This window comes from Parabacteroides sp. AF19-14 (assembly GCF_003635485.1).
Classification (GTDB): Bacteria; Bacteroidota; Bacteroidia; order Bacteroidales; family Tannerellaceae; genus Parabacteroides; species Parabacteroides distasonis.
Map to the genome: position 1 here is coordinate 1 of NZ_QTMJ01000011.1, position 20,655 is coordinate 20,655.

Here is a 20,655-nt window from a genome sequence, read left to right on the forward strand (position 1 = left end):
TTGCGAACGTGGCTGCAAAGATAAGGACTTTTATTTTAAACTTCCAAATTATTTCGGAACTTTTTTTCTAAAAGTTTGTTTCATCATTTTGGACCGGCGTTCTCTCTCGAATGCGGGTGCAAAAGTAATGCTATAAAACATAACCTCCAAATTTATCGGGCATTATTTTTTAGGCTTTTTTTCAAGACTTAACAAGTTATATAATGTACGTACGATAAAACACAATATATAGTATCCTTTTTTCCAAAATCCACTCATACCCCCTCCTATTTAAATAAAATCTGTTTTCTGTTCACCCCATGTTTTTTTAATGAAAGATGTATGAATCCCTCCGTACGATAAAGGATCGCCTGATCAAAATTTAGGCAGCTTGCCACCAAGTCCTCCAATAGTCGGTTGCGATCCACCGTGTAAATGTCTACCGCCTCCCCCTTCATATGTTGCGAGCTAGGGGCACCTCCCACCAATCGGTTTAACTCTTCGCTTCGATAGCCACTCATGATATACATAGGCTGTCGATGATATATACGCAAAGGTTCCAACAACCGCACCGTTAGATTCCGTATCGCCGGTATTACCTCCGAAGGCAACGCATTATTAAGTCCAAGTTCCACCGCCATCGCACTATAAATAAACTCGTCCATACGAAAATGCTCTGTTAATCTCTTCTCATCCTTTTCCATCTTAACTCAAATTTTCAATTTTCAATCCTTAATTTTCAATTTATAAGAGTAGTCCACCCCAAACAACGCACCGGCAAACGTACAGATCTCCCCAAATGCGACCAGCACGCTGTTATCTATCTCACCGGAAGGAGCCACCCAAAAACCACAGAATACTAAGGCAAGGCCGGCCACGCAAAGCAGCACGGCCATTACCAGTTGCACGTTAAATCTCACTCGGGCTATCACTATCAGAGCCACCAGCCTCCGCAGTGGCACCATCTTGGGAGATCCGTGAGTACTCCAGTGTCTTCTTCGTATCCTTCAACTCACCTCCCGGAGTGAAAATGATACGCGGCGGGCGCAGCATACTCGAATTGAAATCCTTTTTATCTGTTACACCATCACTACTCACCGAGATCCGGAAACTCCCGAAATCGCCGAACTTTACGATACGACCCTCCTGAAGTTCCATATCTAATACGAAATTAAGGTTATCCAATACCGCCTTCACATCTGCCGACGACACCGTACTACGTGCCGAGATCAACTTACATAGCGTTTTCATACTAGAGGTACCATTCGTTTTCGACACCGCATAAAACTTTTTCTCTGAATCCTTCTCGCCCGGCTTCGACGGACGCAATACCAACTTAAAACCTTGTGCCATATCTTTTAATTTTTATGGTTATATACCCCTTATGGAGCACGACACAAAGGTAAGATGGCCCAGAAGAGACGAACGTCCGTAGTTTTATCCATCAAACAAGTAATATTCAACTAATTAAAAATAAAAAAAACCAAAAATACCTCTTTTCAAAGACAACAAAAACCTGCTATTCTTAACTAACATTCAAATCCATATCTCTTTTAAAACTCATCCGTCACCTCCCTCTTTCCGGCAAGCACCAAGACTGCTTCCGCAGAATGCCCCGCCTCTCGCAAATGAGAAGCCAAGCCACGCACCGAGCCCGGATAATCAAACCCCATCAACAGGCAAGAAGCTATTTCCAAGGAGGAAGGGGGAGTCTCACGATCCGTAAACTCCACAAGCTTCACTAGCTCCAACAAGAGTTCCGGACGAAATGGGGAATACAACAAATCACCACGCACCGTATACTTACGTATATAACACCGTTCGCACTCCCGGTCATGCTCCATATACTTCCGGATAAATTTACGGTACGCCCCGGGCATCTTCCTATAATAATCTCCATATCCCAAACTACACACATCCATTTTCCAAGACTCCCGCTCATCCGGCCCCAACGTTACCAAGAATGCGTCAAAATTCTTCACCGTGGGCTTATGCCCCAATCTCTCTCTCAAACGCTCATAGATCTTTTTCATCATGCGAACGCAGGGGGAATGTTTATCCCTGCGCCGCATATGGCCGGACACCGTACTTACATACGGATTTTCAAATACATATATAAAAACAGAACCGGCCTTCTAAATCCCTTTACGGGAAAAGAAGACCGGTACAAAACCTTGACCTTATATCGATTCTACAAAATATCTATCATCCTATCTTTTCATCACAAAACCCACATGGTTCTTTCTCTTTTCTTGCAAATGCCTCTAGGGAGGCTCTTCTTTTTTGACGCTATATTTAAATCAACATTAATAGCATAGGCCCTCACGGATAAATCCATAATTTACTTTTTATTTCGCTCTATTCATCCAACACCTCATATTTAGAATGCTGGCTCTTGAACTCGGGAACGATCTCCTTCATCCGCTTCACGATCTGCATATCCCCCTCCACGGCACACGCCTGCACCAAGGCATCGATCCGCAGATTGGCGTCAGCGTAGTCATACGCACGGACTTGGGCGATCTTGATCTTCGGATGAAAAGTAGGCTTGGAGGTTTCCTCCTCATTGAGTACCTCCTCATACAACTTCTCCCCGTCCCGCAATCCCGTGAACCGGATCTCGATTCCCTTCACGCCGCTCAGACGGATCATCCGCTCAGCCAGATCCACGATCCGTACAGGTTTACCCATATCGAACACGAAGATCTCGCCCCCATTACCCATCGTACCGGCCTCTAGGACCAGCTTACAAGCCTCCGGTATCAACATGAAGAAACGAATGATATCCTTGTGCGTCACCGTAACAGGACCACCCCGCTTGATCTGCTCCTTGAATAACGGGATCACGGAACCGTTCGATCCCAGCACATTACCGAAACGAGTCGTCACGAATTGCGTACGACCGCTCACCTTCCCATCCTTGATGGCTTGATCCAAACTCTGCACGTAGATCTCGCAAATACGTTTCGAGCAGCCCATCACGTTCGTGGGATTCACCGCTTTGTCGGTCGATACCATAACGAACTTCCTCGTGCCGTATTTCACCGCCAAGTCTGCGATCACCCGGGTACCGTCCACGTTGTTGCGGACACTCTCCTCCGGATTATCCTCCATCATAGGCACATGCTTGTAAGCCGCAGCATGAAACACGTAATCCGGACGATGCTCCTCGAACAGCTCCTCCATGCGTTCACGCACACAAATATCGCTCACAACCGTATAGGATTCTATATCCGGCCACCCACGAGCCATCATCAAGCGGACATCGTGTAAGGGAGTCTCCGCCTGATCTATCAAGACCATACGTTCCGGGGCGAACTGGGCTACCTGCCGCACGATCTCGCTACCGATACTCCCGGCGGCTCCTGTTATCAGAATCCGCTTACCGGTAAGCTGCTTCCTCACAGCCTCCAAGTCTATCTCGATCTTATCACGGGGCAGTAAATCCTCTATATTCACCTCTCTCAGCTGGGTATGGCTCAAGTCGCTCCTCCCGTCCCACTCTTGGGCGGCAGGAGTCATATAGATCTTTATATTCGCCTTGATCAGCCTGTCCACCATCTCTTGATTATTCCGGATCGCCTCAACTTTCAATGGAGACACCAGCAAGACATTAGACCGTTTTTTCCTCATCACAGAAACCAATTCCTCATCATTCGGGTAAACCTTGACTCCCATTAAATATCGATACTCTATCTCCGCTATGTCCGAGATAAACCCCGCCAGCACAAACCGGGCCGGATCCTGATTCTGGATACTCTTCGCCAAACTCACCCCACCTTGCTTCACGCCATAGATAAACGCACGCTCCGCCTTAGCCACCCGGAAAGTACTCACATAAAAGAATTTAACGAACACACGCATCATCCACATCAAGCTCATAGCCAACAATGCGGAGAGGATCAGATCCCGTTTACGGATATACACCAAATAAGGAGAAAAGTCCGTCAACGCCTGAAACACGACTACGCAAATCAAGCCAAACAAGACGGCGAATCCCACCTTTTGCAAGTCCACGAAAGAGGAATAACGTATAATCCCCGAATAGGTATGGAACAGGCGAAAGCCTACCAGATAAGGAATCAGGCATACCAACAGCGTGACCAATAGATGTCCTAAGATATCCAAGGTTGATAATACGCCATTATTCAAGGTATACACCAACAAAGCAGAAAATAAGATCAAGCAGCAATCCAGCAAGATAATACCCCAATAGGGTAAGGATTTCTTGGAAAAGTACCAGGTAGATAGTCGAGAAAAAAGACTCATAATAATCTCAATATATTTTTCTTTAAACAATTAACGATATAGGCCATATCCTTAGCACATAAGGATCAGGGGGGTATCACTCATGTAAGCAAGTAAAATCCACATAAAAACCATAACTTAATTCTCTTTTATAATCGAAGCTAAATATTCTTCATGCAAACAATAGTATTTTTTCATAAATACCACATACAACAACGCCACCACCACTACTACCGCCAACAAATACAACCAATGTGCCATTACGGTATCAGGTATCACATAGATAAATGCCAAAGAAACCGCCAACTGTAAACACATATATACCAACGACACTTTAACGTGACCAATCTTAAGTTCATTCGCCATCAACTGATAAGCATGTTTACGATGCGCTTGACCTAGATTCTCATGCAGTAGAACGCGATGCATTATCGTCAAACAACCATCCACACCATAAACCAATAAAAAGACCAAGTAAGTCACGTCCGTTGTCTTAATAATCAGACTGCCTATCATAAACAGCAAAATATAGGCTATACTTATAGAACCTACATCTCCGGCGAAGCACTTAGCCTTTCCCTTGGGACGAAAGTTAAAAAGACAAAACACCAAAACACTAAGTGCCGAAACGTAGATCAAAGACGGATCAACAAAACCGGACTTCTCGTTTACCAGCATCAATGGAAGCAATACTGATAGAGAATAACCAGCCGTAATGCCATTTATACCATCCATGAAATTAATGATATTCGAGGCTCCCACACAAACGATAAGCGCCAACAACAACACCCACCACATATTCAGGCGCAATATATCCAATTGATAAAACATCATCACCATGGCAATGAATTGGGCCACCAAACGCACAGAATCAGGCAAGCTACGTACATCATCTATAAAACTTACGCCCCCAATTAAGGTAACGGCCATAAGAAACCACGGCGTAGAAAATCCAAAAAAGAAAGCCCATGTCCATAAACCCAGTAAAAAGATAATGCCACCACCTCTCAAGACAATAGAGGCATGGGAACTGCGCTCGTTGGGTTTATCAATGATATTAAACTTATCCGCTATATGGAAATAAAAAAGCTCCGCAAAAAATAGCAAAGCGAAAATCAGTACATAAAGCAAGCCGTTCATATCTTATCACTTCTTAAAGCTAAGAATAGTACAAGCCAATCCCTCTTTTGCGGATACCGGCATCTTTTGTAACCCCAAAGCCTTTTTTATTTTAGCATTACTTACCACATAATTCTCTGTCAGCTTCTGCATACGAAACGGATTGAGTGGAAGATGTAGCCATCCACCCATCTCTGCCATCACGTTCATTACCCCTTTAGGGATATACAAAATTCTCGTCTTCTTACCCAACGCCTCACAAATCACCTCGATTAATTCATTGGTAGACAACGGATCGTCATCAGCCATATGATAGATGCCGCTCTCTACCTTTTGAGTCAAGAAACCTTCTATCACTGTACAGAGGTTCTGTACGCTAGTGAATGAACGACGATTCTCAAATGCCCCAAGCGGCCAAGGAATCCCTTTACTCACTACATTATATAACAGATTCAAATTCCCCTTATTTCCCGGGCCATGAATCATACAAGGACGCATGATATATACATGTTTGTCGGGATAGATAGAACTATCTCCAAACGCATGATACAAATTGCCTAACGCTTCCGGCGCAAACCTCTCGATGATATAGTTCTCAGCCTTGATTTTACTTTCACCGTACGGTCCTATGGGAACAGGTACACATTCTTCGGTTAGTATATCTCCTTGTACAGAATCAGCCGCACTTTTTACCGTAGAAAAAAAGATAAATTTCTTGATAGAAGGCCGAGCCAAAAACCAATCAAAAATTCGTTGGGTCAATCCCGTATTAATCTTAAAATAAGTATCTGCGGCACTCCTATTTTTAGTATCATGCGCTTTCCCCGCCAAATGGATCACCGCGTCAAATCCCGGCATCTCCTTATCTAAGTCATCCCAAGAAAAAGTCTTTATCACACCGTCCTTTTCCGGGGTAACAATATCTAAACCATAGAGGCCATGACGCTCCTTCAAGGCAACAACCAGATTGGAACCCACAAAACCGTGGATCCCTGTTATTAATATATTCATCGTGAATTTATTTACGGCATGTCATTTCAAGTCTTCCAACTTGACCAACGGAGTCTTATCCCATTCTATGATAGAGTCAGCCTGTTTTACACTCATAAAGTCATAATGGCTCAACAAGCGTTGGAATTTACCAAAAGCACCCTTAATACCCACATAACTTTTAAATCGTCTCATAACAGGCAAGGATCGGATAATCGGTTGCCCCGTGTCAAAATCACGAGGATGGAAATAAGTCATCATATAGGTACAATTCTTAGCCCAATAATCAATCAGCCAATAAGGAAATAAACGGAAAAATCCTCCTCCCGAGAAAACGATATATTTTCCACATATTGCTTGTATATTAATAGGGAACTCCTTGATAAACCCACCGAAACCCAAGTCTATCCGTTTCGGAACACCCATTCCATAACTAGGCATTCCACCATAATCATGGGGGGCAGGGAACATAGAACAATCATACTCGAACCCCAACTCTCCCAAACAACGAAGTGCCCACGTATTATTTTTAGTAATCGAGAACCCCGGAGCACGAAAGGCGTTCACTTCTTCCCCTATTAGATCTTCTATCAACGATTTAGCCATAGCAGTATCCCTTTTGAAGTCTTTTTCATTGAAGCGAAAAGATAACTCATGCTGATACGAATGACAACCAATATGATGCCCTTGCTTTTGGATAGAACGAATCACACCAGGATGCCTTTCGGCTATCCAACCTAAACAGAAAAACGTCCCTTTCAAGTTTCGTTTATCCAACTCCTCCAAAATGCGATCCACCCCTTGATATATGCGAACCTCGTGTCTATCCCAGTCAAAATCCTCTGATATAAAATCACAATTATACCAGTCTTCGATGTCGAAAGTCAAGATATTCATCCTTTATCAAACTAAATCATAACTTGACAAATTCACGTCCCAATTCTTTATATCATATAGAGTATCATCAAAATATGATTTGTCAATCAAATTACAAGTAAAATGAAAATGTTTAGGTTCAAATCTATGAGGCATCTTAATCAATGAAACCGGAACAAAATTTAAATCCCCCACATACATGATCAAATCAATATCCTTTGATCGCTCTTGGTATATGGATCGTACCGCAAACTCAAAATTTGAGCGGTTCATAGGATATACATCTAAAAGAAAAGCGGTCTTAACTGGATTAAAATTTTGATGGCGATCTTTATGATCCTCTATTCGATAAACATACTTACAGCCTTTTATATCCCGTATCTCATATTGCCCCTTATTCCATCTATAACGGACTTTATCGAAAGACTCACGATCCTTCTCAAAAACAAAGGAACGAATCTTTTTCCCTTTGGATAAATGGGACATCTTGATCAGAGACCAAGAAAAAAGTCTAAAGAAAGGATCAAGCCATCTCATCCTCGGAATGATCGGACCAATCTTGATCGGAAGGATATAAGTGGTCAAACGGCCTATATCTTTTACCTTAAACCCTTTTATCATAACCGGATAAGACTCGTCATTCGGAAAACCAAACAACAACTTACACCCTATACTTCGGAGACAAGGCCAACAAGCCCTTTCCGTCTCATAAAAAGTAAAGAAATCCCGATATTCCTTTTTTACCATTGAATCAAACCCTAGAGCCGCAATGAATTTTTCCCCTTGTTTCTTATAATAAAAAGGCATATATACATAATAAGCGACTAAGAGACCCTTGTCATACATCAAACTATGTACGGAATATCCCAAAGGAGCATTAAAGCACTCCTCACGAACCGTAAGGATATCTCTTCGCAAGCCAAATACCTCGAAAAAGAGTGTATTTATGGACTTTATCTCTGAATCGGATAATTCTCCGGTTTTTTTCACGACCGAATCCATATCACAGTTTTTGCGTTAATACCCTTTCTATATCCTCGAAACACTTCATCCCGGAGATCTCCTCCGGATCGAACTCGACACCAAACTCGGATTCCAACTCAACGATCAAATTCAAATGACGCAAGGAATCCCATTTATCACAATTCTGTTGGGATAACGCTTTTGTCGCACTCTCCAATCCTAACACGTTCTTTAATACGCACAATATCTTTTCTTCCATACTATCAATATGTTATTTTATAATAAGATGGGATTTTTATCTCCGCACCCATTTCTAGATGGTAGAACTTGCTTCCATCCTTATCATGGCCATCCAAAATGAAATCGGCTTGCTCATAGAAGCCTGAGACTTGCATATTCTTGGATGTCGGAATATAAGACGCTTTTACGAGCTTAACACTACTATTCCTCAACATGTTAAGAATACCGGACAAGAACGCCTCTTCTATCCGCTTGCCTAAAATCCGGCAACTGAGCAAGAAACTATCAATTTCATAACCCCCATCGATAGGTCTCAACAAGACCGCTCCGGTTATCCCATTATCCCCAAAGCGATCCTTGACGGAAAGGCAATAGATCAACCAGCCCCCGGAAAAAAATCCCATGAGATCCATCTCCGAATACCTACGGGTCGTCAAGTTGAACTGGTTTGTCTTCTGGGTCATCTGGGCGATACGGGAAACATTGAACGAGCTCATCGGTTCAATCCTCATCTCGATCTCCAGACTCTGTAGATACTGATCGAAATCCACAAATTTCTTTCGCTCCTGTGTACGGCTCGCATTCGCCTTGTACTGCTCGGTCTTCCGCCGATCCTCCTCCGTCACCGAATAGACACGGAAATAACGATCCGACAAGGAGATCAAGAAATCGGGTAGCATATAAGGCTGTTTTGGAAACTCGGGAACCTCCACCATCGGAAGCATTTGGCGGACCAACTCACGCTCCGTCGGGTTATCATCCACGAAGACGAGACTGTCCAGACCTATGTTCAGCTCCTCCGAAAGCTCCCTTATGTTATCCGCCTTGTTCCGCCAATTAATACGCCAAGCCGAGAAATGTTCCTTCCGTAACAACACGAAAGGATTCTTCTCCCACAAATCCAACACGTCCCGCTCGTTGTTCTTGCTACAGATCGTCAGTATGACACCTCTCTTGGCCAGTTCCAACAAGCCTTCCTGAAAATACAGGAACGCCTTGCCCGGATAATCACCTCCTATCTTTATTCCATCTATACCGTCCTCCCCGAGGACTCCCCCCCAAAGCGTATTGTCCAGATCCAATACCAGACACTTCTTCCGGCAGAGGCTTATCTCCCTCAAACGATCCTCAAACCAGCAAGAAAAGTCGGAAGCCAGCTTAGGGTTAATGCCCATTTGGGAAATAAAATAGAAACGCCAGTCAAATAATTGGCTGGAAGAATAACGGCGAGTGAAATCCGGCAGATCCACATACCGGACATTACTCCTCTCCGAGGCGAGCGAGCGTAGATACTTGTTATAGGTCTCTATGCTCTCCTGTACCTCCCATTCTGAACCGACCCATTGAAACGGACAAAGATCAACCAAGGAGAAGACCAGCACGCTCTTATGTGCCGGTATCTTTTCTATTACCCACCTCAACTTATCGATATAGGATAACACCTCCTCCGCCACACGGCACCTATCAAACCCGAAAGGGACTTGGTAGAACCAGATATAGCGATCCGCTCCCTCTTCCAGCGAGGAAATATCCCCATAGCCGGAGTAACGAGCATCCAGATTCCCGAACAAAGGCTCAAGCGTGTTGTTCCGAAATATATAATATCTCATCTTAATATTCTATCAGCTTTGAGATTCTTAGATTTTCCAAGGAAAGATAAGCCGTTCCCCAGGCCAAGCCCGCCCCAAAACCGGCCATAAGCACATGCCGCCGTCTCGGGAAACTGCCATCATACATGGTATGGACCATGTTCAAGGGAATGGAGGCGGCACTGGTATTGCCAAAATACCCCAAGCTATACGGCACCCTATCCAACGGGAACCTCAATTTCTTGGCGAAGAAATCCGTCATGAAACGGTTGGCCTGGTGGAAATGGATTATATCCACATCTTCGATCCCCATACCTAATACTTTCAATATCTCCTTTATACCCGAGGGAACAACCCGCAAACCAAAATTGAAGACATCCATTCCACGCATGTGCAACTGCTCACCGCTCAGGATATTCCCCTCCTCATCCACTTTTCGCTCAAATCCCTCCGTGCTACTAGGATTCCGGTATCCCCCGTACGGCACGCGGAGCATATCCGAGCCACCCCCATCAGAATGAAGCACGAAACAGGAGGGGCCATACCCATCTCCTTTCTCTATCAACGTGGCGGTACCGGCATCGCCGAACAACGGTGTCGTCACCTTGTCATGATCCGATACGGTCTTGGACATGGTCTCTCCCACCAGCAAAAGGACACGTCCTATCCCATCCTGCGAGGCCAAGGAATAAGCGATGGATAATCCATACACATATCCGGAACAAGCCATGTTGATATCAAACGCCATCACCGTTTTTGGCAAGCCCAAACGATCCTGCAAGGAAGGCGCAGTGGACGGTTGACGGTAATCCGGAGTCTGGGAGATAAAGATCAGAGCACCGATAGAGTCCCTGTCAATGCCATGCTCCGAGAGCAACCGCTCCGCAGCCTTGCTGCAAAGATCGGAGGAACAGACATCCCGCTCCGCTATTCTCCTCTCACGAATACCAATGGAATGGATGGTCTTTTCCAAATCCGCCTTGGGGATCAAATTATCCAGTTCGGAATTCCGTACAACCTTTTGGGGGACACAAGCTGAGACCGAATGAATCCCCACATCTGTATATTTCAGTATCGCCATAGCCTATAAAACCGTAAATCCTCCATCGACAACAAGGTTGGCCCCTATAGTAAATGTACTTGCATCTGACAATAAATAGATTATTGCCCACGCTATCTCCCGGGGATCCGCATAACGTTTCAAAGGATAAAGCTCCATATCTTTATTCAGTTGTTCTTGAGTAATATCATCATTATGTATCAAAGGTGTTTCAGTCATTCCCGGCAAGACAGCATTAACCCGAATTCCTTTAGAAGCCAACTCTATAGACATGTTTCGCATCATCGCAGAAAGAGCTCCTTTTGTTGCTGAATACATAGAGTTTCCAATATGCGCAGTAATCGGGCCATCTATCGAGGACAAAAAAACAATAGATCCCCCTTTCCGTAATAATTTTTTCTTTAATAATAATTGAGATAATACTACTGGTGCAAAAAAGTTTATGTTGAATATATTCTCCAATCGCTCTTTCTTTAAGAATTGGAATAAAACCGTATCACTGATACCTGCCGCATGTACAATACCGTTTAAAACTGGAACTCGCTCTACCAAGAATCGTATCCCATCATCTTCTCCCAAACCAGCCGCAATCACAACGTGCCCCTCTCCTTCTAGTGAACTTAAAGTCTGTTGTAACCGAGCCTCATCACGTCCCGTAATTATAACTCTAGCTCCTAATTTCGAACATTCAATGGCCGTAGCTTTTCCTATACCAGAAGACGCTCCCGTTACCAATATTGTCTTTCCTTCTAATGAATATGGATTATAACTCATAATTATTTATATTTCGACCAAATCACTTATCATTACATTCTCATCCAACTCGAAATAACCGGTTCCCCAAGACAGGCCAACCCCGAAACCACAAACCGCGATCTTACTCCTCCGTGTTCTCAACGAACAGGCTGTCACCAGCGTCAAAGGTATGGAGGCACTACTTGTATTGCCAAAAAGAGGCATGGAGTAAGGCACCTTCTCCTCCGGTAATTTTAATTTCTTCCGGATCTTATTATTCATGAAATAATTAGCTTGGTGCATCACGAAATAATCCAAGGACTCCCAATCCAATGAGAAGCGCTCCATCAACAGGTTGAAACTCTGAGGAGCCTTCGTTATCCCGAACGAGAAAACGCTCATGCCATCCATCTCCGTGTTCAAACGTGTCCTTCGTAAACCTTCCGGAGTCGTATAAACATCCAATGATTGGTTATCAAAAGGATGTCTATAACCCCCATCACGGATAATGATAGCCTCATACCCACTTCCATCTGTAGAAAAATGAAAACGGACAGGCTCATATCCTTCTTGATACTCTAAAGCCGTGGCGGTTCCGGCATCACCAAACAAGGGATAGGCGCTCTTATCCAACGGTGAGGATTGCAAATGGCAGATCTCCCCGGAAAGAAGCAAGCCCTTCTTTATCTGCCCGGAGGACAGCAGGGAAGTGATCACGCTCAAACCATAAACCCAACCCGAGCAGCCCAAGGATATATCCATGGCGTAACAACTCTCAGGTAATCCCAAACGTTCCTGCAAGATGCAAGCCGTAGCCGGCAAGATATAATCCGCTGTTTGAGACACAAACAACAAACACTCGATCTCTGATTTATCCCAACCTAAATCCTTAATAAGGCGTTCAGCCGCTGAGAGGCAAAGATCAGAGGAACAGACCCCGGGATCAGCGATACGCCTCTCCCTAACGGAGGTGGAGGCGATATATTTCTCCGCCTCACCCTCCTCAAAATAGGGATAATCCTGATTGTACTCCACATGTTTCGGAACTCCGGCTGAGATGCCGGAGATCCGTACATTCTTGAATTCCAGAAAAGCCATCAGAGACGGGATTTAACGATTTCGTAAAGATCATTGATCGTTTGCGAATTACGCACATCGTCACCCTTGATCTTCACGTCATACTCCTCATCTATCATGGCGATCACGGACAAGGCCGTCAACGAGGACCACTCTTCCAACTCCTTGAACTTTGTTTCCGGAGTAAACACGCTTGCGTCAGTGTCATCGAACTGATCGGCGAAATTTTGAATAAAATCTTTTAATTCCATAAACTTTTAATTTATACTTTTTGAAGATAATTCTGATAGAAAAAATACATTCATCGCAAATAAAGTGGGCGTTCCCATCATATAATAAGGTTGAAACAATGATATAATTATCAGATAAACGAATAAAGTTTTTGCCTTATTCGAGATACTAACAAAATGACATACCAAGTATAATAAAAAGAAAACTAAGCTTAAAATTCCATAATCAGCAACACTTTGTAAAACAAAATTATGAGCATAATTTGGCAACAAGGAATAAGAGTCAACATATAATAAAGGCTTTCCATTCCCCCAAAAAAAATGATCCTTAATAAAACTCCAATAATAGTTCCAAATCTCACTACGCCCATCATCACCACTAGAAGCATAACCTCTTAAAGAATATTCATCAAAATACACATACAAAAAAAATGAAACGACAGAAAGCACTAATAACAAGAACAAAAATCGACCATTTAATTTGTACTTAAAAAAACAATATACTAAGATAGAACACACTACTGAGACAAATACACTCCTACTTTCAGACATTACAAGCCCAATCAACAACAACAATCCTAAAATACATTTGACACTCCACTTAAAGTTAGAAAATAAAAGCAACAAAATAGTCATTCCGACATATATAGCATACCAATTTCTATGAAAAGCATATCCAGAAAAAGTTGATATCGAACCTTCTAAATTCGTATAAAACAGCAATTGAGTATCCCTAGATGAAAAGAAAAAATGCACAAGAGGCAGTATACACCACAACAAAAGTATATATGTACATAAATTTAGTAGATTGTCACTCACACAATAATTTGGATACAATGTAAATATCACATAATAAAACAACAATCCTGTCAACACAGTAAAACTAAAACCATCTAAGCCATTTACCAAAGCTGACAATAAAATAGACACAAAAGATAGCAATAAAAAAAAATCAGACACTACAATCTTAATTTTTTTTTGAAAAAACATCACAAGCAATAACAAAAATCCAACTAAAAATTTTGTACAAACAACTTGAAAATGAGAAAAACTCTCAAATGAAGAAAAATAATTCCAAATTAAGCTACCCGACCACAAAGGCATTAAAGCCATGATAAGAGTAAACAATATAATAATTACAAACAATCGACTAACAAAACGATCCCTCATACCTATTTTCTAAAATGATATATATAATCTTCTTCATATATTACTCTTCTACATTTATGATCTTGCCCAAAATAGGCAGAAGTAGAACCAACACTAATAATTGTTTTAATACTAATTTCATAAATCAAAACACACAATTCAAAAGGGATATCTTTTTCCATTATTAAAGCACCTTTAAAAACTTGTCTATAATCTGTCATTTCTCTCGGGTGAGGCTTTATCACTAATTCTTTAGGAGCTAACTCTCTCACTAAACATTTATACATCGCAACCTTTTCTTCCTCACTCATAAAACCATCTTCAGAAAAACAAGTAGTTAATAGCAACACATCTATTTCTTTAGGAAAAGAATATTTCTTCTGAATAAAAATATTCTTTATATACATCTTTTGATCATCAAGTAGCCTATTCCAGCAATCCTCTATTGAAAAAATTTCAACTTTATCTAACAAACACTCCGGAACAGGTTTTATACCAGTTAAATATATACGCTTTACACTTCTTGACAAGCCAAAAGAATAGTCCATTGCACTCCTAAAAAAATTATAAATAGTTTTACAAAAAAAAATAAGTCTATGATTATTTTTTAGTTTCAATATTTTAATTGGATTTATATAATTTCCTAGTCCATCTTCCAACAAATAGAATTCACTTGACCTATTTACACAGAAACGTCCAAATTTCAAATGATCCTGCCCATAAGCTGGTATATTATTCAATTTTCTAAAAAAATAAATAACAGGTAAACAAATCCAACATCTAATAATATTAAATAGACTAAAAAGATACCCCTTCTTTTTTCTTTTCAACAGAAAACTATCACGAGCAAATATCTCTCTAATATATTTAGGAATATTATATCCAAACAAAAAATATGTTTCATCAATTAAATGAGGATTAATAATTAAGTACAAAAATAACACACGAACTGTTTCTGCATAACAAACCGCTCTATATTTTTTTCTTAAATTAAAATATATCATACAATTAAAATTATTATTCATTATAATACCTTCTGTAATATATATTGAGAGTATCGATATACACATCCAGCTATCAGCATATTCACTACTACAAGTATATATGCTGTATATATCACTCCATATCTCGTCAGCACACACGACAACGCCACATGTAACAGAGATAAAGGAAATGTGATATACATCAATTGCTTCGTTTTTTTATAAAAGAAAAGAATATTTACATACACCAAGTAAAAACAATGAAACATGGCACCTATACACAAGGGAAAAACATACCTAATACTCTCCTCATATTTAGGAAACATAAAAGGAATAAATAAGTATGCACCAATAAAAATGACAAGCGTCAGAGCAGCGTAAAGCACAACCAGTAAACGACAATCCCTTTGCAAATTCTGCCGCTTGGCTACATCAAAATCAGACAGTGTTTTATAGATATATACAGAATTAGATGCATTGAAAGCCATGCCAACTATCTGGATAATATTAGCAAAATTATAGGCAAAACTAAAAAATCCCACCACCGACTGTACAAAAAAAGAATTGATGATATACCTATCAAGACCTTGCCGCAACCAAAAAGAAGTGGTGTGAGGAATTAGAGGGATGCCAAAACGGTATGCATTTACAAAATCCTCCTTTTTGGGGAATATCCTACCAAGGTAATTTTTCTTTATTAAAACGTAGAGAGCCAACAACACAAAACAAGCACATGTAATCACCTGCGCATACATCCGACCTTGCCAATCCCACTTTAAGAATCCCACGAACAGAATCGTTAAAATCAGATTACATAATATCAACAAAACTGAAAATATCCCATACTTCCAAACTTTCTCTTCCAAACGCCAAATGTCAAGCAGCAACGTATTCACAACATTCAACAAGCAAAAAGATATGGCATAAAACTGATAAACTAGTATTAAACCTGACATTTGCTCAAAAGTCGACGTGAAACAACACATCATCGTCAACATCACTATATAAACAAGTAGAGATGTCAACAACACTACATTAAGCAATCTCTGAATTTTTTCTTTAGAAGAAGAGAAGAAATTCACCCCTATAAAACCATTCGTATTCAGACATACAAATATAGAGAGCAAAGAAACCATCGTAGTGAACAGACTTAACTGTCCATAAGAATCAGGCTTTATAAATCTTGCCATCACCAGCATGATAACAAAATTAACACCCGTATTAAAAAAAGAGAATAGCGCAAATAAAACACCATTTCGGAAATTCTTATTAGTAAAAATATCGAACATGATAAGTACTCTAAATTGGATTTTCCCTTTTTAAAAGGCACTTTTTCAGCATCCTAAACTTGAGCATGTAAAAAAATCAAACAACACTATTAACTATTAGCCACGGCCAATTTTATATTTGGGGGAGCAAGACTTTGGGCTACCGAAGTGAATCATACCCCCAAGAGAACTACCACTCGCTGATGAAACTCTTTTAATATTGAGATCGATTGTAAACACTTACAAGACTTTTATGTGTTTCACCATCTCTTTAGCCCGTGCCAACTCATCATGTTGCCCAATGTCTATCCAAAAACCAGATATGGGATAACGGGTCACTTTATGATGAGTGGCTATCATCTTGTCCATAAAATCGGTAGCATTAAAGAACTCGTCTTTAGGAATAAGGTCAAGGCAACATTTCTTTATCAGATAGATGCCAGCATTGGCATAATAGCTATAAGTCGGTTTCTCCACTATGCCCTTTATATTACGTCCATCTAGACTAAATACACCATAAGGAACCTTCACGATATAAGGCACAGCCGCAACGCTCATATCCGCATCGTGCAGACAGTAATGAAGGTAGAAATCCTCATAATCAATATTGGTAAAAAGATCGGAATTCATCACCAGCACTGTGTCGTTATAGAAACTCTCTACGAACTTAATAGAACCAATCGTTCCCAAAAATTGGGGTTCAGTCACACAATTCACCTTTATCCCATTGCGTGGTGTTTCAAAATGCTCATACAATTGTTCTTTCAAATAATTGCAAGTCACACTTATATGCTCTACTCCATAAGTAATCAATCGGTCTACATTGTAATCTATAATACATTTATTTCCCACAGGAAGCAGTGGTTTCGGCGTTTTCTCAGTCAAAGGACGTAACCTCTCCCCTTTACCTCCTGCCATAAGGACTGCATCAATAGGTAAAATTGAGTGCATCTTCTTAAGATTATAGATCCTAATCAAATGATTATTTTCATCTAATAGAGGTACTACCGTTATATTACGTTTACGATATGTATTGATAGTAGATGTATGATCTTTTTCTGTAGTTGACATAAAAGCAAATCCAGTCTTCATGGCTTCACTTACATTGGCAGAAAGATTCAAACCACGTAATAAAGCCCGGCGAATATCTCCATCCGTTAAAGTACCTACGACCTGCCCTTTGTCATTCAACACAAAAACAACCATATCCAACCAAGACAGTTTATCTAATTTCGCCAACGCCAACAAAATCGTATCATTGTGTTTTACACAATGATGTTCAAAAGAGATCATTATAATTCCACAAGTTTATTGTTAATCATATATTCCGCCATCATCCAATCCATCATGGTATCCAAGTCAATGGAGTGTTCCCGATCCATAACATATTTCACCCGCTTCGTAAATTGGTTGAGCGGTTTCGTTTTCAAGCTAACAGGATTGATTACATAGATCGCACCGTTGTATTCGTATACAGAGGGACAGTCTTGACGACGAGTATAAAGCCCATCACCCTTACTTATATGAAGCATACCTTGGGCATCATCTTCAAAGCAGAGATAATAAGGATTCGAATCTGTCTCTTTCACGCTGACTACCATGTCAAGATTCTTTGTATATAGTTTGAGCGCCTCTTTGATATGTTTACCCATACGAAATGGGGATGTTGCCTGCAATAACAGAACCACATCAAAAGTCTCACCTCTTTTCTCATAAAAATTGAGTGCATGAAGCAGCACTTCGTATGTTCCAGCTGTATCAGTCGCAAGTTCCGCAGGACGTTTAAACGGAACATGAAGCCCATACTTTTCTACAACCTCAATAATTTCTTCTTCATCAGTTGTCACACAAATGTGAGCATCATCAACTACCGAGCGTGCAGCATCAATTGTATAACCTATAAGAGGCTTACCTCCTAAAAGTTTAATATTCTTTCCAGGAATACCTTTACTCCCTCCCCGAGCAGGTATAATCACCAATATATTCATCTTACAAATTATAAAATGATTTCTGTAAAAAGTTATCAAGTGAATATGTAGAGATTACTTTAAAAATACTCTCTGCCGTACCCTCTTTCTCATATGGATTTGTAGTCGTTTTACAAAAAGCACGAAAATTAGGAGATAGGACCTTTTGCAATCCCTTAACGATAGACGCTTCATCCGATGCAACATCTACAACAGAAGCTCCCCTTGTACGACCTTTTTGACGATCACCAATATTTAATGTCGGAATGTGAGCTGAAGGGACTTCAAGCAATCCGCTCGATGAATTTCCAACAACCGCTGTCACATAGCCCAATGTCGATAAATAACGTCTTACCCCCAAAGACTTGAAACAACGACATCGTTCTTCATTCCGGACACAATACTCTTCTATGGCCGATCGTATTTCCTCTCCCCCTTGGTCGGAGTTTGGCATAGTAAACAAAACCTTCAAACTTGAAAAAGAATCCAATGCCTTCAATAAATCAGAAATTTCATCTTTAGGAATACGATTTCCTAATGTTACCGGATGATATGTTACCAACACGGACAAACCTCCAAATTTGAAATTCAAAGAGTCTTCCAACTCTAACTTGCGCATCAATGGAACTTTCTTAAGATTTTCCACACCCAGCGCTCCTACATAAAACACCCTCTCAGGTTGTTCTCCTAATTGTATGACACGCCTCCGGTACTCCTCTGTAGAGGTAAAATGCAGCGAACTCATTTTCGTGATGGAGTGGCGGATGCTATCATCCATGGCCCCCTCGCTGATCTCACCCCCATGCAGGTGAGCGATGGGGATACGTTGCAACATGGCAACGGTAGCTACCACTAACATCTCGTAGCGATCACCCAATATCACAACCATATCCGGACATAAGTCACGAAGAGCCTCATTCATCCCGCTCATCTCCTCTGCCATAGACGTGATCACCCCATATGCGTCATCGGTTGGCTTTCGCATCAATACCTTCGCATCAATACAGAAACCATCTTTTTCTATCTCTTGGTACGTATTCCCATATTCGGGAAGCAGGTGCATGTTAGTTGCGATGACCTGTAACCGGCAATCCTCAGACTCGTCGATCAAGCGCATCAACCTGCTCAAAAGCCCATATTCCGCACGGGTACCCGTAACTACACAAATCTTTCTCATAGCTCTATCAACTCATCTTCATTATAGTCACGGATAGCGATCGCACCAACAACCTCATCCCATCGCATGGGACTGACACCTGTACCTGGGCGCTTGACCGTGAGGTTTTCTTCCGAGAGAATCTCACCTTTTTTAATGGGGCACGCAGCAACAATGCTCTTACGAGCAATGGCAATATTTTTACTTTCAGACTCCGTTATCTTCTTTTCCCCATCACCCATAGCTCGCTCTATATTTCGAATAGCCAAAACCATCGCTTTCAACTTATCGGGTTCAAGCGACGCTTTGTGATCCGGCCCGGGCAGATTACGATCCAAGGTGAAATGCTTCTCTATCACCTCTGCGCCAAGAGCGACCGCAGCGATAGGCACTTCAATACCTCTTGTATGGTCGGAATAGCCCACTTTAACACCAAGCTCTTCCTTTATAGTGAGCATCGCACGAAGATTTACATCCTCGAAAGGGGTAGGATATTCGGTGTTGCAGTGAAGTACGATGATCTGTTCTTTCTGCACACCAAACTTTGTAAGTACATTGATAGCCGTCTCTATCTCTCCCGTAGTACTCATACCCGTGGAGAGAATAACAGGCTGATGAAAACCCGCTATCTTCTTCAAGTATGGATAGTTTGTGATCTCACCCGAGGGAATCTTCCAAAGTCCCAGATGAAGGGACGCCAAGAAATCCACACTATCAAAATCGAAAGCGGTAGAGAAGAACCCTACACCCTTCTGCACACAATATTTGATCAATTCAAAATGCTGTTCAGATGAAAATTCCAACTTCTTAAGCATGGCGTATTGAGAATTGTCGTTATCGTCCATATTCCGTTGCTGATATTCAGCTTTCACAGCATATTTTGTTACAAGGTTTTCCGCTTTAAAGGTCTGAAACTTCACATAATCCACACCCGCATCGGCAGCGACATCAATAAGTCCTTTGGCCATATCAATAGAGCCGTTGTGGTTAACTCCAGCTTCGGCAATGATAAGAGTATGATTCATT

General features: G+C 41.3%; 22 protein-coding genes. All 22 read right to left on the reverse strand.

Annotated features, from left to right (window positions below; all coding sequences use genetic code 11):
• Positions 1–266: 266 nt before the first annotated feature.
• The gene (locus DWX33_RS12160; protein WP_122380468.1) at positions 267–683 is read right to left on the reverse strand and encodes a D-Ala-D-Ala carboxypeptidase family metallohydrolase; all 417 of its coding nucleotides are present in this window, start codon (positions 681–683) and stop codon (positions 267–269) included.
• Positions 684–704: 21 nt separating this feature from the next.
• The gene (locus DWX33_RS22305; RefSeq protein ID WP_140394020.1) at positions 705–899 is read right to left on the reverse strand and encodes a hypothetical protein; all 195 of its coding nucleotides are present in this window, start codon (positions 897–899) and stop codon (positions 705–707) included.
• Positions 889–1,332 carry an HU family DNA-binding protein gene (locus DWX33_RS12165; protein ID WP_008774393.1) on the reverse strand — a complete coding sequence of 148 codons (444 nt, stop codon included), beginning with the start codon at positions 1,330–1,332 and terminating at the stop codon, positions 889–891. Before DWX33_RS12165 ends, DWX33_RS22305 begins: the two co-directional genes overlap by 11 nt.
• Before the next feature lie 200 nt (positions 1,333–1,532).
• Positions 1,533–2,015, reverse strand: a complete 483-nt coding sequence (locus DWX33_RS12170) for a hypothetical protein (RefSeq protein WP_008777799.1) — start codon at positions 2,013–2,015, stop codon at positions 1,533–1,535.
• Positions 2,016–2,337: 322 nt separating this feature from the next.
• Positions 2,338–4,248 carry a nucleoside-diphosphate sugar epimerase/dehydratase gene (locus DWX33_RS12180; RefSeq protein WP_122380469.1) on the reverse strand — a complete coding sequence of 637 codons (1,911 nt, stop codon included), beginning with the start codon at positions 4,246–4,248 and terminating at the stop codon, positions 2,338–2,340.
• A gap of 117 nt (positions 4,249–4,365) precedes the next feature.
• Positions 4,366–5,367 carry a glycosyltransferase family 4 protein gene (locus DWX33_RS12185; RefSeq protein ID WP_121962981.1) on the reverse strand — a complete coding sequence of 334 codons (1,002 nt, stop codon included), beginning with the start codon at positions 5,365–5,367 and terminating at the stop codon, positions 4,366–4,368.
• A gap of 6 nt (positions 5,368–5,373) precedes the next feature.
• Positions 5,374–6,357, reverse strand: coding sequence for an NAD-dependent epimerase/dehydratase family protein (locus DWX33_RS12190; RefSeq protein WP_122380470.1), 984 nt, complete (start codon positions 6,355–6,357; stop codon positions 5,374–5,376).
• A 21-nt stretch (positions 6,358–6,378) separates the two neighbouring features.
• On the reverse strand, positions 6,379–7,233 hold the full coding sequence (locus tag DWX33_RS12195) for a polysaccharide deacetylase family protein (protein ID WP_122380471.1): 855 nt from the start codon (positions 7,231–7,233) through the stop codon (positions 6,379–6,381).
• A 6-nt stretch (positions 7,234–7,239) separates the two neighbouring features.
• Positions 7,240–8,214: a GNAT family N-acetyltransferase gene (locus DWX33_RS12200; RefSeq protein ID WP_122380472.1), complete on the reverse strand. Its 975-nt coding sequence runs from the start codon at positions 8,212–8,214 to the stop codon at positions 7,240–7,242.
• Position 8,215: 1 nt separating this feature from the next.
• Positions 8,216–8,434, reverse strand: a complete 219-nt coding sequence (locus DWX33_RS12205) for an acyl carrier protein (RefSeq protein ID WP_057325850.1) — start codon at positions 8,432–8,434, stop codon at positions 8,216–8,218.
• A gap of 4 nt (positions 8,435–8,438) precedes the next feature.
• On the reverse strand, positions 8,439–10,025 hold the full coding sequence (locus DWX33_RS12210) for an HAD family hydrolase (RefSeq protein ID WP_122380473.1): 1,587 nt from the start codon (positions 10,023–10,025) through the stop codon (positions 8,439–8,441).
• A gap of 1 nt (position 10,026) precedes the next feature.
• On the reverse strand, positions 10,027–11,085 hold the full coding sequence (locus DWX33_RS12215; RefSeq protein ID WP_192922603.1) for a 3-oxoacyl-ACP synthase III family protein: 1,059 nt from the start codon (positions 11,083–11,085) through the stop codon (positions 10,027–10,029).
• A gap of 3 nt (positions 11,086–11,088) precedes the next feature.
• Positions 11,089–11,838 (reverse strand): SDR family NAD(P)-dependent oxidoreductase, encoded by a 750-nt coding sequence (locus tag DWX33_RS12220; protein WP_121773479.1) that lies wholly within the window; start codon positions 11,836–11,838, stop codon positions 11,089–11,091.
• A gap of 6 nt (positions 11,839–11,844) precedes the next feature.
• Positions 11,845–12,897 carry a 3-oxoacyl-ACP synthase III family protein gene (locus DWX33_RS12225; protein ID WP_192922604.1) on the reverse strand — a complete coding sequence of 351 codons (1,053 nt, stop codon included), beginning with the start codon at positions 12,895–12,897 and terminating at the stop codon, positions 11,845–11,847.
• A complete protein-coding gene (locus DWX33_RS12230) occupies positions 12,897–13,127 on the reverse strand; it encodes an acyl carrier protein (RefSeq protein ID WP_121773481.1) in 231 nt (76 codons plus the stop codon). Before DWX33_RS12230 ends, DWX33_RS12225 begins: the two co-directional genes overlap by 1 nt.
• A gap of 6 nt (positions 13,128–13,133) precedes the next feature.
• A complete protein-coding gene (locus DWX33_RS12235; RefSeq protein WP_122380474.1) occupies positions 13,134–14,276 on the reverse strand; it encodes an O-antigen ligase family protein in 1,143 nt (380 codons plus the stop codon).
• Positions 14,277–14,278: 2 nt separating this feature from the next.
• Positions 14,279–15,259, reverse strand: a complete 981-nt coding sequence (locus DWX33_RS12240) for a glycosyltransferase family 52 (RefSeq protein WP_158595304.1) — start codon at positions 15,257–15,259, stop codon at positions 14,279–14,281.
• Positions 15,260–15,279: 20 nt separating this feature from the next.
• A complete protein-coding gene (locus DWX33_RS12245) occupies positions 15,280–16,527 on the reverse strand; it encodes a lipopolysaccharide biosynthesis protein (protein ID WP_121773484.1) in 1,248 nt (415 codons plus the stop codon).
• 219 nt (positions 16,528–16,746) lie between these two features.
• Positions 16,747–17,799, reverse strand: coding sequence for a nucleotidyltransferase family protein (locus DWX33_RS12250; RefSeq protein WP_122380476.1), 1,053 nt, complete (start codon positions 17,797–17,799; stop codon positions 16,747–16,749).
• Positions 17,799–18,494 carry a cytidylyltransferase domain-containing protein gene (locus tag DWX33_RS12255; protein WP_122380477.1) on the reverse strand — a complete coding sequence of 232 codons (696 nt, stop codon included), beginning with the start codon at positions 18,492–18,494 and terminating at the stop codon, positions 17,799–17,801. The genes DWX33_RS12250 and DWX33_RS12255 overlap by 1 nt, the downstream gene beginning before the upstream one ends.
• Position 18,495: 1 nt before the next feature.
• On the reverse strand, positions 18,496–19,650 hold the full coding sequence (gene neuC, locus DWX33_RS12260; RefSeq protein ID WP_122380478.1) for a UDP-N-acetylglucosamine 2-epimerase: 1,155 nt from the start codon (positions 19,648–19,650) through the stop codon (positions 18,496–18,498).
• Positions 19,647–20,654 carry an N-acetylneuraminate synthase gene (gene neuB, locus DWX33_RS12265; RefSeq protein WP_122380479.1) on the reverse strand — a complete coding sequence of 336 codons (1,008 nt, stop codon included), beginning with the start codon at positions 20,652–20,654 and terminating at the stop codon, positions 19,647–19,649. The genes neuC and neuB overlap by 4 nt, the downstream gene beginning before the upstream one ends.
• Position 20,655: the final 1 nt, after the last annotated feature.